This window comes from Thalassoglobus polymorphus, from assembly GCF_007744255.1.
GTDB lineage: Bacteria > Planctomycetota > Planctomycetia > Planctomycetales > Planctomycetaceae > Thalassoglobus > Thalassoglobus polymorphus.
In genome coordinates, this window is sequence record NZ_CP036267.1 from 3,390,842 (window position 1) to 3,404,511 (window position 13,670).

The following is a 13,670-nucleotide window of genomic DNA, read 5'->3' on the forward strand; positions in this document are numbered from 1 at the left end:
GTTGCCTCAATGGTTCCTGAAAAAATGAACTGGCTCCCGGGTTTGTTTTCTTCCTCACAGACCTGAATCAGAAATCCCGGTAAATTTTCTTCATCGTTTATCAGAAAGGTCTGCCAGAGGCTCTGTAATCCGAATTCGGAACGAATATCAGAGAGCAGAGCCAGCACTGCATGAGCAAGCTACAACAGATTCAACTATGGTCTTTACTTCCTGACTCGTGGCGAGCAGTCGATGAAGTCATACTATGAAATCAGAAATTCACACTCACAGACACGACACGTGCCGAAGTGTGCTTTGCGAGGCTTCGAAGAACCAGCATTCTGGAAGATAAAGCGAAATGGCAGTCGAAACGAACGATGTGGAAACGAACCATGCAGAAACAGCTGAAGCATCGGGGTCAGCAAAAAAAATTGTATTGCTGCTTGTCGTCGGAGCGGTGATTGCTGTCGCTTATCTTCAATTTGGTGATGTATTGACCCTCCAGAATCTTGCGAAGCGGGAGGCTCAATTACGTGAATTCCAGATTGAACACCCAGTCATGGTCTTTGGGATCGCATTTGTCTTGTATGTCGTAGCCACCGGGTTATCTCTCCCTGGCGCTGCGGTGTTGACTCTGAGCTTTGGTTGGTACTTTGGTTTTACTCGTGGGATTTTGTTGGTCAGTTTTGCCTCAACAGCCGGGGCAACGGTAGCGTTTTTGTTGAGTCGCTATCTTTTCCGAGATGCCATTCAAAATCGATTTGGTGAACGACTGGAAAATTTTAATCAATCGCTGGAGAAAGAAGGCCCGTTCTTTTTATTCACTCTGCGTCTCATCCCAGCGGTTCCGTTTTTCGTGATCAACGCAGTGATGGGACTGACTCCCATCAAAACGAGAACGTTCTGGTGGGTGAGTCAAATCGGTATGTTGGCAGGGACAGCTGTCTATGTTTACGCTGGCTCAAGCGTTCCCGATCTGCAAACACTCGCTGACAAAGGTGTCAACGCAGTCTTCACACCGAGCCAACTTAGTCAGATTTTGGTCGCCTTCATCTTGCTGGGACTCTTTCCTTTGATAGTGCGAGGAGTGATGAAGCTTTTCGTCAAAAAAAACAAAGAGAGCCTGGCTGTATGATCACAGGTGTCACTCTCACTTCTTTCCCGAAGCATGCTGACTCAAACAGAAACACCGTTGAAAGTGCTCTCTTATGAACTCTGAAATGATCCAGCTGACCCCGTTCGATCAACACAATCAGGAACTGGCCGCAAACGTCCATCCACCTGACTGGAGTAATCCGCCTCCGAAGGAAAACTATCATCTTGTTGTCGTCGGAGCGGGAACTGCCGGGCTGGTGACTGCTGCCGGAGCGGCTGGACTGGGGGCACGTGTGGCGTTGATTGAACGCGAACTCATGGGAGGTGATTGCTTGAACGTTGGCTGCGTCCCTTCCAAAGGTGTGATTCGAGCTGCAAGGGTCGCTGCGACTGTTCGCGATTCGGCAGCTTACGGAGTGAAGCTTCCCGAAGGAGTCTCATTTGACTTTGGTAAAGCGATGGAGCGAATGCGTCGACTCCGAGCCCAAATTAGTCCCGCTGATTCCGCGAGCCGCTTCGCTGATCTTGGAGTCGACGTCTTCTTCGGACAAGGATCATTCGCAGAGAACCAGACAGTTACCGTGACACGACAGGATGGAACTGTCAGCACGCTCAAATACAAGAAAGCAGTGATTGCCAGCGGAGCCCGCGCCTCCGCTCCGCCGATTCCGGGGTTGGATTCCGTCTCGTATCTGACGAATGAAAACTTGTTTTCACTCACAGAATTGCCTGAGAAATTCGGGATCATCGGGAGCGGACCAGTCGGCAGCGAAATGGCGCAGGCGTTCGCCCGATTTGGAAGCGAAGTTTTTCTGTTCGAAGAAGCTGACCACATTCTTTCACGTGAAGACGCCGATGCCGCAGCTGTCGTGCAAGCACAGTTTACCAAGGATGGCGTGAACATGATCTTCAACAGCCAGAACATGAAAATCTCTCCCACCGATGATAGGAAAATCCGAGTTGCGGTGACACAGAACGGTACGCCGTATGAGCAAGTTGTCGATCAATTGCTGGTCGCTGTCGGACGTGCTCCAAACACTGATGGACTGAATTTAGAGGCGGTCAATGTGAAGTACGACCAGAGCGGCGTCGAAGTGAACGATCATCTGCAAACGACCAATCCCAAGATCTATGCGGCGGGAGACATCTGTTCAAAATTCAAGTTTACACATACCGCCGACTTTCAGGCCCGCATCGTCATTCAGAATGCACTCTTTGCTGTCGGCCCGTTCGGAAAAAAGAAGGCAAGCGACCTCCTTGTTCCCTGGGCGACATATACGTCTCCAGAAATTGCCCATGTCGGGATGTATGAGCACGACGCCAAATCCGCTGGCGTTGAATTCGACACTTACACGCAAGCATTTGAACACGTCGATCGAGCCATTCTCGAAGGTCAGGATGACGGTTTCGTCAAAGTTCTTACGAAGAAAGGCACCGATCGAATCCTTGGAGCGACGATCGTTGCTGAAAACGCTGGAGACCTCATTTCAGAACTCTCTGTCGCGATCAAAAATGGTGTTGGTCTCTCAGGAATCGGCAGCACCATTCATCCGTACCCAACACAGGCCGAGGCCATCCGCAAACTGGGGGACCTTTACAATCGTACGAAACTGACTTCGTTCAGTAAGACCATGTTGAACATCCTGCGAAGATTGAATGTCGGTCCTTAGAGCAATTCCAAAACTGGTCGTTCCCCAAGCTTCTATCATGTGTTTCGGGTTGGTGTCCGGGTTCTGCTTCGCAACAACGCATCGACATACAAAACAATCAGGCCATCGAGAAAGCTAACAGAAACTTTGATGCATGCGTTCGCTTGTCATCACTTATTCAGTTCCGATGCACTTCAAAGCCAACTGTAACACTATCAAGAGACTCGTGAGTCTGCGATGATTCTCAAAAACTGCATCTCCAACCGAATCGACACATGGAAACTCCCAAGTTAAAAATTGAAGGCCCGAAACGGGCGAAGAAATGCGTGATTCTCACGCATGGAGCGGGCGAAAGTTCTGAGTCGACATTTCTCAGCTACTTCACGGCCGGTCTTGTTAATTTACATTACAAGGTGGTTCGATTTGACTTTCCATACATGGAAGAGCGTTCCCGGACAGGCAGAAAGAGACCACCAGATCGCGAAGCGATTTTACGAGAGACATACCTGTCAGTTCTGGATGCGATTCAAATCGAAAAGGTTGCGATCGGTGGAAAATCGATGGGAGGCCGAATTGCGAGCCTCATCGCAGACGAATCCCGAGCCCAAGGGCTTGTTTGCCTGGGGTACCCGTTTCACCCCTCTGGTAAGCCTGAGAAACTTCGTACCGAACACCTTGCTGAAATTCAAACTCCTACGTTGATTGTTCAAGGTGAGAACGATCCATTCGGACGAAAAGACGAAGTTGAAGGCTATCAACTTTCTGAGAACATCCAGGTTCACTGGTCTCCGGACGGCGACCACAGCTTCCGCCCCAAGCGTAGAAGTGATCGAGAGTTTGACCAGAATATGAAAAACGCGATGCGGGCTATCGGGCGATTCCTGTTCGAACTCTGGGCGAGTAAATAGAGCAGTTTGCGCCCCCATCTCCCCATGAAGAACTCGCTTCACCAGAGAAATCCCGCTCGTCACGATGCAGATCACGAACACCAACTCGAAAAATGAGAGAATCGGATCATCGGAAACGTCCACAACCGCGCAGCTCCAATCCGGTTCAGGATACATCGCACGCCTCAGAGTATGGCGAAGTGGAAAGCTGGTCTGACGAGCCGGGCGCTTGAAAGAGTTTGAAGCCGCAAGGACGTCCCTCACGTCATTATCTCATGTTCCGAACGTGACACCTATTTACGCGCATCATCGGGGCCCTATACCAGTTCCTTCTCTCGGGTCTCTTCAGAGGTTTCTGGTTTCGTCAGTTCTTTTGAACGGGCCGTTCGTTTCCAGGCTCCCGATTGACGGTTGCTGGCCCATCTCCAGAATCCGACCGAGAGTGCCAGATTCATCTCGGTGAACATCGTCGTGAGCCGAGTGAGTCGTGTCACTTTCCCGGCTCCCTGCAGGTAGCGACCAAGAATCGCGACACCATAGAAGCCGCACTGAGCGAGCATCGTGAGTTGGTAGACGAAACTGTCTAACAAGCCGAGGTTCGTGATAAATGCGACAGCCAAAAACATCGGGCACAACCATCGCAAGACTTTATGTGACCAAAAAGCGAAGCAGACACCACCATACTTCGGGCTGAGCAGCGGTGATAACCAGCACAAACTTTGGAAGCCCCCTGCCCCAATTCTGGCTCGACGATGAAATTCTGCCCCTATGGTTGGGGCGCTCTCTTCGTTGGCGATGGCAGTTTCATCAAACACGATTTTGTGACGATTCAAATGCAGACGCATCCCAATGAGAAAATCATCAACGATTGAGTTGGCAGGGATCGGCTCCCACAACTCTTTACGGATCGCGTAGATAGCTCCATTGAAGCCGAGCAGACTCCCGAATCGCCCTTCCCAGCGTTTCAGTATGTTTTCAAATTTCCAATACATTCCGTCGACATTCTCGCCGGTATGTGGGTCTGTCAAACGAAGCTGACCGCAGACACCACCGACCTGCTGATCCTCTTGAAAATGTCGTACCAGTTGCCTGATCGCATTCGGCTCCCAGAACGTATTCGCATCCGAAAAGGCGAGGATCTCCCCCTGCGCCTGCGGAACAGTATCGTTGAGAACTGACGGCTTCCCGCGACGTTTGGGATACTGGCAAAGCTTAACTCGTGAATCATCGAAGCCCGCGACCAGCTCTCCTGTGGTGTCTTCGTTTCCATCGCACCCGATGAGGATTTCATAGCGGTCTGCTGGATAATCCATCAGCACCGCATTTTGAAGACGTTGCAAGATCACGCTCTCTTCTTTGTAGGCAGCGATGATGATTGAGACGAACGGCAATTCCTGATCGTTCTTTAAACTCGATGGACCGGTGTTCTCTTTTGGGGTCTTCCCAAACAGTCGCACCAGAACTCCAAGGAGAATTGGGTAACCGACGTAGCAGTAAAATACCAAACCGACGGCTGTCCACATCGAGATTTGCAGAAAGGTACTCATTCTTTGGCCTTATCCTTTGGCGACCCGACTGTCTCAATTAAAAAACGGAATGAATCAAACGAATGGTCAACCGACCGTTGGTTCGTGTCGTTGTTCTCGCGTGGCTGGCTCGGCACTAGCAGTTTCTTGCGAGAGTGCTGTTACTGGTGGCTTTGCTGATTGCTTTTCGGCGACGACCCACATGTAGTCCACCGAAAGTTCTTCTGGCGTATACTTCGAGAATTCATCGTGAACGACTAACGTACCCGATTGAATCGCAGCGAGTGATCGCTGATCAATTCGCTCGCGACAAACCGGCAGAGCAAACCCCGCCTGCTCAAACATCTCTCGATAGTCGCGAGATCGCAGGCGGTTGTGATATGCAAGCCCGCTCCCTCCGTACCAGTTCCACTCCTCTGCACTCATCGAAAGAAAATTTGCGTGAGTGATCGAAGAATCAACCGTGGAATAATGATCCTGGGGATTAAAGCGATGGGCGGAAATCCCGTCTGACTTCAGAATTCGGTGCGACTCTTTGTGAATGTCAGTTTGAAGATCGAGTGGGATATGCTCCAGCACATTAGAGCTGACAATCAAATCGACGGACTCAGATTCCAGGCCCGTTGAGCGAGCATCGCCGGGATAGCAATAGGTGATATTGAGTTGTTCCAAGAATTTTGGAAGCGATTGAGCGTGAGCGTCGACGGAATGATACCGTTGTTCGACATCAGCTATCGGACAATTTACTTCGGCGGCGATCTCTTCTAAACGTGGCTGAAGAGCAGTCCAGGTCTCGATTGCGTAAGCGTGAGTCAACCAGGGATTCACATCGATAGTGTGGACCTGTTCCGCGCCAGCAAGAGAAAAGACAAACGGAACAAGTGGTCTCCAACCGGTTCCGACCTCAAGAACTCGGGCTCCTTCAACAGAACGCTCAGATTCCTGCACAAGTTGAACCAGCTCGAAAGCGCGTTTCAGATCGCGGTCAAGTTGCAATCGATTTGTCCCAGCGACACGCTGAAGCGAATGGTAGATCCAACTTCCGGCAGGGATTCGACTGAGTGCTGCGAGAAGGTGGGCTTTGACCTTCCAGTTCATCGTGACTTCCAATCTGAACGCAAACTTATTGACTGTATATTTGAATTCCTGAACAGGCTTCTCAGACAATGAGAAACCATTCATTCAGGAGATTTCTGATAGGGACTTCTTCAAAAGTTACCACTTCAGCAGTTTGATGATTGAAAACATTTGAAATTGAGAAGCCGAGAGAGCAAATGGGCATCACGATGCATCTGTTGAACCGGTCTGTTGCCAAACGACATCACTTCTGAAACGGCGAGTTCGGATTGAACCGAACGTCTCCATGCCCCAAAACTTCAACCAATTTCTAACAACTTCTGCAGAATTGTACTTCTGACAATTCGCCGTCCTCTCTCTCCACGTCTCTCGTAAGTTGTTTACCTGCAACATCTTGCGAACCCCACATTTTCTCCAACATGTTCTCACCCTCAACACTGCGTGCGGCAGAATCGGCTGTAGACTTGAGGCGATCTTGACGATTTTGTCGTTTTTCAAGAAAGTTCGGATCACTTCAAGATTTCAAGCCCCCACTATCCCTCTCATTTTCAATTCACGACGAGGATGCTTCCGTGAGCACTTCCGTTCTCCTTGCATTGGCAGCCAGTTTGACAACAGCTGCTCCAGAATCTCAGTCAAATCCATTTGATCAGGCTTTGTCTCAGCCGAGTGGATATGTCGTTCGTGGTCAAAGTCCAATGACCGGTGGACAGTTTGCGGCTTCAGCTCCGCTGACCGTTCCTCCTCCGCAGGATAACACGACGTACTATCAACCGGGTTACACCGACCCGATGATGGGTGGTGGGACCGTCGTTCAACCTTATGGACAACAACAGGGCTATCCTAGCCCGATTACGCAAGATCCCTGGTTGGGTGGAGCAGCAACACCTGCTGGACCGATAGCACCCAGCTATGGTTATGGTGTGTTCGGACCACAACCGCAGAGGTTTGGTTGGGAAACCCGGGCAGACGTCGGTTGGATTCCTTCATCTGCAACAAGTTCCCCAGCCATTGGAGACCTGGAAGTTTTGGAAGTCGACCTGGAGTCTGAATACACTAGCCCATCTGGTGCAGGCTGGGTCTACTCGATGGCTCCTCAATTCAATTACCGCAGCTTGCAAGGGCCTCAGGGAGATCCTTCTCGTGACTTGCCAGGATCACTCTACCGCTTTGGTCTCGATCTCGCGCTACAAACAACATCGCCAGCCGGATGTACATTTGAATTCGGATTCACTCCTGCAGTCGCGACATCTTTTGAGAAGTCAGTTTCCAGCGATGCCATCCAACTCGATGGTCGTGCAGTGGCATATCTTCGTGCAAACCCAAACTGGATGTGGGTATTGGGAGTGACCTACTGGGATCGTGTTGATGACTTACTTCTCCCATATGCCGGGGCCGTCTGGACGCCAAACGATCGCTGGGAATTCCGTATTCTCTTCCCGAAACCACGTGCGACAGTCTTCCTGGGAACACCAAATGGAGTTCCGACCTGGATGTATGTCGAAGGTGAATACCACGTCGAATCGTATGAAGTGGGAATCGGTCCTGTTCCGATGAGCACAGACGACTCTGCGAAAGTCCAATTTAGTGATTGGAGAGTTGTCGGCGGACTCCGCTGGGAAGCTGGTTGGGTCACCACCTTTATCGAGGGAGGTTATGTCTTTGACCGAAAAGTCGAATACACCTCACCCGGAAACAGCTTCGACACGGATGGTCAATTCATCGGGCGAGTTGGATTCCGATACTAAAGCATCTTTCGAATTGCTTTGCAGGATCTGCCTCGTGGTGAACAGCATTTTTAATAGAGAAATGCGTTCTTCACGGGCACGCGGTAGAGCAAACTGCTCTAAAGCATCTTTCGAATTGGTTTGCAGGTTCTGTACGGCATATCGACTCAAAAATGCCACAGGCCAAACCAAAAGTGGTCTTAACGTCTTAACCCTCTGCCTCGCAACGAGGAGTTCGTGTATTTGAAAAGTGATGATTTCCGGTCTGAAAAGCATGGGAAAGCATCACACACGACTTGTTCAAGATAAACTGAAAACAGCGACGTTCGCATCCACATGTATGTCATGGAGCCTGCGGGAAAACGATTCACAGAGTCGTCAACTCAGCCTCAACAGCACAGAGGATGACATTTCAAAACAGCATGTGGACCCCGCTAGCTCACATGGCAGTTTCTCTGCCAGGAGTACACCCTTCGCGAACAGCAGGTGGAGCAAATTGTTCTCCATCGAATGAAGTGTCAGTTGGATTTGACCGAAGTTATGTAATCTCTTAAGGTTGCACGCAAACGTGTACAAAATTGCATGACGCTGGAGCTTGTTAATGCCCTCTGGATTTGATGATGACATTCCGATTGAACCAATGACTCTCCGGGGACGAGACTGGCCCTGCTTACGCCAGTTTTGCGTCTTCATGGAGAATCGCGTTGGTAGCTTGCACCAGTTGTTGAAGCAAATCGAACAGCACGACCTGAGAATTCTAGCACTCAGCGTTGTTGATACCGTCGATTTCGCCGTCGCTCGAATCATGGTCGACGAACCAGATCGGGCTCGTGAAATTTTTGACCTCGCCGATCTCAATTTTATTGAGAACGACATCCTCGGTGTCGAACTCCCTGATGAAGCGCAACCGTTTGTCTCGATTTTTCTGGCATTAGTCTCTGCTGAAATCAACATCAGCTACACCTACCCACTGCTGTATCGACGAAATGGTCGAGGTGCGATTGCGGTGTATGTCGACGATGTCGATCAGGCCGGATCGATTTTAAGAGACCAAGGGCACCAGCTGCTCTCGGAGAAAGACTTGCTGTCTGATGATGAATACTTTTAGAACTCAGTAGTTGTTCAAACTTCACTGAACGGGAAAGCAAGGACATCTTTCAGTGATGAACAACCGAGGCAAATCATCACCAGCCGATCAAATCCAAGTGCGACACCAGAACTTTCTGGCAGGCCTTGTCGCTCCATTGCTTCCAAAAGTTTTGACTCGACCGGCAGTTCGGACTTCCCGTCCGCGATTCGTTTTTTATTTTGCAGGGACATGCGCCGCCGCAGTTCAACAGGATCGGTCAGTTCCTGATATCCGTTACAAATTTCGTGGCCGTGCAGGTACATCTCAAACCGCTCTGCGACGAAATATTCTCCTCGTTGAACAATCTTAGCCAACGCAGATTGTGAGGCAGGATAATCAATCAGCGAGACCGCTTCCATCTCCTCCAGATCCGGTTCAACCACTGTCGCCAACAAGTAGTTGAGTAGATCGTCTCGATCAACAGTTTCACCTGAAGCCAATTGGAATCCGTTCGCAACTGCAAGTTCTTGCAGTGTTTCAGATGATGATTCATGCGGAGAAATGCCCAACGAGTTCTGAAACGCTGCTTCGTAAGTCAATGTTTGGAATTGTGGAAAGCGTTGAGAGGGAGCGATCCATTTCTTCTCTGAAGCGAAATCCAACGAACCCTGGACAAGTTTCTCAACAAATTTGATTTGCTCCGAAAGTGGCGTCGATTGACGATACCACTCGAGCATCGTGAACTCAGGATTATGATGGTCCCCGACTTCGCCGGCTCGAAACGCTTTGCAGATCTGGAAGATTGAATCGGCGCCAGCAGCGAGCATTCGCTTCATCGCAAACTCAGGAGAAGTTTGCAGGAAACATGTTTTCCCAAAGACCTGTAAACCAAACGGGTCCAGCCAGCGGTCTATGCAAGACTCGCTCATCATCAGGGGAGTCTCGACTTCCCAATATCCGTGTTGGGAAAAGAATTGCCTCACGAAGTTGAGAAGTTCTGCTCGCCGCTGCAGATTCCGCATGAGTTCCGATTTTTTCGAATCCGAGAGGTCAGACACAACTGCCGCTACTCCACGGTCATCCCGACTGTTTTTTGAAGGGTTTTCCGCAGATCTCTCAAGCGAATCGGCTGAACAAGCGCTTTTGCAGATTCATCCATAGCGTTGAGTTCATCTGCCATGCCTGCGCTCTCGTGAGCCAGAACCAGCACTGTCGCCAGATTTCCTCCTCGGGACATCGAGACGATGCGTTTGAAGTCTTCAATCGCTCGGTCTCCAATGGCATCTTCGAACAGAATCATTCCATCTGGAGGATTATTCTTGATACGATTAAATGCACGCTCGATGTCGCTCAACAGTAATAACCTGAAGCCATGCTTGGAGAAATACTCCCGTAGAACATTTTGCCGCTTCGGTCGGTGCTCGACACACAGAATTGTTTTTGTTCCATTCGATTCTGAAGAAGTTTTTTTGGGGGTCGGCTGATGACCTAGCTTCTTCAGAACATTCTCGACCTCTTCGGCGAGATCCCGGGCAGACTGGTATCGATGTGCGGGACTGATTTGTAAAAGTCGATCGACAATCTCGGCGACCCCCCAATCCAGATTCGGGAGAATGCTTGTGATGGGGCGAATGTCGCGGTATCGACCAAACCGCTTGCGCTCGTCGATATCACGCGTCCGTGGATATGGAGGCTCTCCAGCCAACAGTTCGTAAAGAATTGTCCCAACAAAAAACAGGTCACTCCGTGGGTCATTGGGAGGAGCGTCTGTGTTTCTTTCAATCGTGATGTATTCAACAGCCTGAGCAAGATCGGGGCTGCCAGGACGGTTAAAGAATGAGTTGTCCGCTGCGAGTCCGAAGTCAATCAGTTTGGCGACTCCCTGACTACTCATCAGCACATTTGTCGTCTTCATGTCACGGTGAGTAATTCCACCCTGATTGATGGCGTACTCTAAACCTCGAGCAATATCGAGTATGTACCGGCAAGCTTCAACGGGATCGAGTTTCTTGCGGATTTTGATGAAATCCCGCAGATTTCCGCCTTCGACAAATTCCATCGTGATGTAATGGAAACCATCTTGGCTATCGACATCGTAGATCGGGACGATGTTATGATGCTTTAACTTCTTGCCGACTTGACCTTCATGCTTAAAAAGTTGGATCGTAGCGGGATCGTTGGCCCAGTGGTCTCGAAGAACCTTCACACCGACCATTTCACCTGTAGCAATTCGCGATCCCCGATACACACGTGCAAAACTGCCCGACGCGTTTTTATACAGAAGCTTGCAGCCACCTAGCACAAGACCCGCAGTTTCTCCTTTGCGAATCCGGCTGATTTGGAAGTTCGTGAGAAATTGCTTCCGTTCAAGAATCTGGAAGTAGTCCTCCTCATCAGTGCCGCCATGGACATCGGAACGACACTCAGCGATGTCTTGTCGTGAAACAAGCTGCGTGTTGATGAGTAAGTTTTCAAGATTGGAGATGGTCGAAGAAACCATGGATTGACTCAAAACCCTTGAATTGTATTCGGAGACGACATGAGGTCACGACGTACCTCAATAGATAGTACCCTCTCAACGAGCTTTCTCGATAAGCATTTTGAGTGCCAAGGACAGAATTCAAAGCAAATTGTGTTTGACCCGCGATGCCAAACCTAATCTTAACATTGTATTCTGCTTTGGAAAACCCATCAGGATTGAAGGTCACTGGAGAATCACGACAAGTCTGTCGAAGACGCCTGATTTCTCATGTAGCCGTGACAATTGATCGAAGGAGACCTAAACTCACAAGTCTTGAAATCTGTCTTTCCCTGAGAACTCCCGCCTCTGAATATCTGACCGAAAGGTTCCCACCCGATGCGACGCTCTATAATCACAATTCTTGGCTCACTATTTCTCCTTTCTTCGGTAGGACTCACTTATTTTGCAGCCTCAGGTCCTGGCGAAACCATGACCGACGCCGCAAACGCACTGATCGACACATTAGACGCCGATCAGAAAAAAATCGCTCTCATGGAGTACAGCACCCCAGAGCGGTTGGGATGGCACTTCATCCCCAAAGCTGAGCGAAAAGGGCTGCAGATTAAACACATGAATAAAATGCAGCAGGAAAAAGCACATCAAGTGCTGAAAGCTGCCTTGAGCGAAATGGGCTACAGCAAAACGACTCAAATTATGGGTCTGGAAAAACTTCTCTTTGAAATTGAGGGCGACAAGCGACGCTGGGCACGCGACCACGAACGGTATTACGTCACGATTTTCGGAACGCCTTCAAAGGATTCGAAATGGGGACTTTCATTTGAAGGACACCACCTGTCACTGAACTTTGTTGTCGAGAACAACAAAATGATCTCGACGACACCTCAGTTTTTCGCCACAAACCCTGCTGTTGTGAAGACCGAAAATCAAGTCGGCGTAAAAATTGGCACACGTGTCCTCGCAAAAGAAGAAACGCTCGCTTTTGATCTCGTCAATTCATTTAGCGAAGAGCAAAAGGAAGTTGGAATTATTGCCAAGGAAGCTCTCACAGAAATTCGCGAAGCTGGAAGCCCGCAGCCTCCGACGACTGCCCCGGAAGGGATTCCCTACAGCAAACTGACCACCGATCAGCGAGGCATTCTGCTGACGCTCATTGAAGAATATGCGAACGCGATGCCGTCTCAGGTCGCAAAACAACGAATTGATGCGTTGCAGTATCACGGTTTAAATAAAATCCACTTCGCCTGGGCGGGATCAACAAAACCAGGAATTGGACATTATTACCGCGTCCAAGGCCCTTCATTCCTGATCGAATTCGTCAACACGCAACCTGATGCAGCCGGTAACCCTGCAAACCATATTCACTCCGTCTGGCGAGATATGCAGGGAGATTTCGCGATTCCGATTGAGTAGTTTTATTCCAGCGCCAGCAATTGAGCCCCCTCTCCTGCGTCAGCAATGGAAGTGTTTCAGATTTGAGTTGCATCGGCGTCTTGAGTCTCCTGAGACATCGACATAAGATGTGGGCGACAGGTACGATAAAGTCATTAGTGCAACTCCTGTTGCGAGAAGGAGTGAAACATGTCCGGTGAACGGATTGTTCTCATCGAAGATGATCGTGAGATTCAGAGTACCCTGAAAACGGTCCTCTCAGAGATTGGTTATCGCGTCTTCACTGCGACAAATGGTGTCGATGGCCAAAAATTGATTCAGGACGAAAATCCAGACTTGGTCATCACTGACATGATGATGCCACGAATGGGGGGATTTCCGGTCTTGGAGTACTTGAAAACCATCGACAGCCCTCCAAGTGTCATTATGATCACCGCAAATGAAGGGGGACGGCACAAAGCGTATGCGGAAATGCTGGGTGCTGTCGACTACCTGCGGAAACCATTTGCGATGGACGTTCTCATCGAATCTGTTAATAAAGCCCTCGAAAAACGAAAATCGCAAGGCTCTGGTGCCGGTTCAAACGCTCCACTCGGAAAACGTGTTGCCAGGAAAAAGTCCAGCGGCTAATGATTTCGCCGCGCCCCGACGGGTTCAAGTCAATTCAAATGCGTCGGTTCACAATTCCACATCGTTCATTTCGTTCAGAATTTCAACTTCCTACTAAGAACAGCTGACACAACTTCGAGATTCGTGTTCATTCATTCTGAATTCGAAAACTCGCCCAGGT

At 49.6% G+C, this 13,670-nt stretch carries 11 protein-coding genes; 7 read left to right on the forward strand and 4 right to left on the reverse strand.

The window, feature by feature from the left end; genetic code table 11:
- The first annotated feature begins 337 nt into the window (after window positions 1-337).
- The 3 genes from Mal48_RS12230 to Mal48_RS12240 all read left to right on the forward strand — a co-directional run bounded on the left by Mal48_RS12230 (window position 338) and on the right by Mal48_RS12240 (window position 3,631).
- A complete protein-coding gene (locus Mal48_RS12230) occupies window positions 338-1,114 on the forward strand; it encodes a TVP38/TMEM64 family protein (protein WP_145199617.1) in 777 nt (258 codons plus the stop codon).
- Between the two features lie 85 nt (window positions 1,115-1,199).
- Complete coding sequence (locus tag Mal48_RS12235; protein WP_231739508.1) at window positions 1,200-2,744, forward strand: mercuric reductase; 1,545 nt, start codon at window positions 1,200-1,202, stop codon at window positions 2,742-2,744.
- Window positions 2,745-2,998: 254 nt separating this feature from the next.
- Window positions 2,999-3,631 (forward strand): alpha/beta fold hydrolase, encoded by a 633-nt coding sequence (locus Mal48_RS12240; protein ID WP_145199624.1) that lies wholly within the window; start codon window positions 2,999-3,001, stop codon window positions 3,629-3,631.
- Window positions 3,632-3,927: 296 nt separating this feature from the next.
- On the opposite strand, the gene Mal48_RS12245 is transcribed toward Mal48_RS12240, so the two are convergent.
- Together Mal48_RS12245 and Mal48_RS12250 are read right to left on the reverse strand one after the other, a co-directional pair.
- Window positions 3,928-5,157: a glycosyltransferase family 2 protein gene (locus Mal48_RS12245; RefSeq protein WP_145199627.1), complete on the reverse strand. Its 1,230-nt coding sequence runs from the start codon at window positions 5,155-5,157 to the stop codon at window positions 3,928-3,930.
- Between the two features lie 66 nt (window positions 5,158-5,223).
- Window positions 5,224-6,234, reverse strand: a complete 1,011-nt coding sequence (locus tag Mal48_RS12250) for a class I SAM-dependent methyltransferase (protein WP_197441659.1) — start codon at window positions 6,232-6,234, stop codon at window positions 5,224-5,226.
- Window positions 6,235-6,785: 551 nt separating this feature from the next.
- Here Mal48_RS12250 and Mal48_RS12255 point away from each other — a divergent pair.
- On the forward strand, window positions 6,786-7,961 hold the full coding sequence (locus Mal48_RS12255; RefSeq protein WP_145199633.1) for a hypothetical protein: 1,176 nt from the start codon (window positions 6,786-6,788) through the stop codon (window positions 7,959-7,961).
- A gap of 580 nt (window positions 7,962-8,541) precedes the next feature.
- A complete protein-coding gene (locus Mal48_RS12260) occupies window positions 8,542-9,048 on the forward strand; it encodes an acetolactate synthase (protein ID WP_145199636.1) in 507 nt (168 codons plus the stop codon).
- A 14-nt stretch (window positions 9,049-9,062) separates the two neighbouring features.
- Here Mal48_RS12260 and epmA read toward each other — a convergent pair whose 3' ends face one another.
- A complete protein-coding gene (gene epmA / locus Mal48_RS12265) occupies window positions 9,063-10,067 on the reverse strand; it encodes an EF-P lysine aminoacylase EpmA (protein ID WP_231739510.1) in 1,005 nt (334 codons plus the stop codon).
- A gap of 8 nt (window positions 10,068-10,075) precedes the next feature.
- On the reverse strand, window positions 10,076-11,509 hold the full coding sequence (locus Mal48_RS12270; RefSeq protein WP_145199639.1) for a serine/threonine-protein kinase: 1,434 nt from the start codon (window positions 11,507-11,509) through the stop codon (window positions 10,076-10,078).
- A gap of 357 nt (window positions 11,510-11,866) precedes the next feature.
- Between Mal48_RS12270 and Mal48_RS12275 the strand changes: the two genes are divergently transcribed.
- Both Mal48_RS12275 and Mal48_RS12280 read left to right on the forward strand, forming a co-directional pair.
- Complete coding sequence (locus Mal48_RS12275; protein ID WP_145199642.1) at window positions 11,867-12,901, forward strand: DUF3500 domain-containing protein; 1,035 nt, start codon at window positions 11,867-11,869, stop codon at window positions 12,899-12,901.
- 168 nt (window positions 12,902-13,069) lie between these two features.
- Complete coding sequence (locus tag Mal48_RS12280) at window positions 13,070-13,510, forward strand: response regulator transcription factor (RefSeq protein ID WP_145199645.1); 441 nt, start codon at window positions 13,070-13,072, stop codon at window positions 13,508-13,510.
- Window positions 13,511-13,670: the final 160 nt, after the last annotated feature.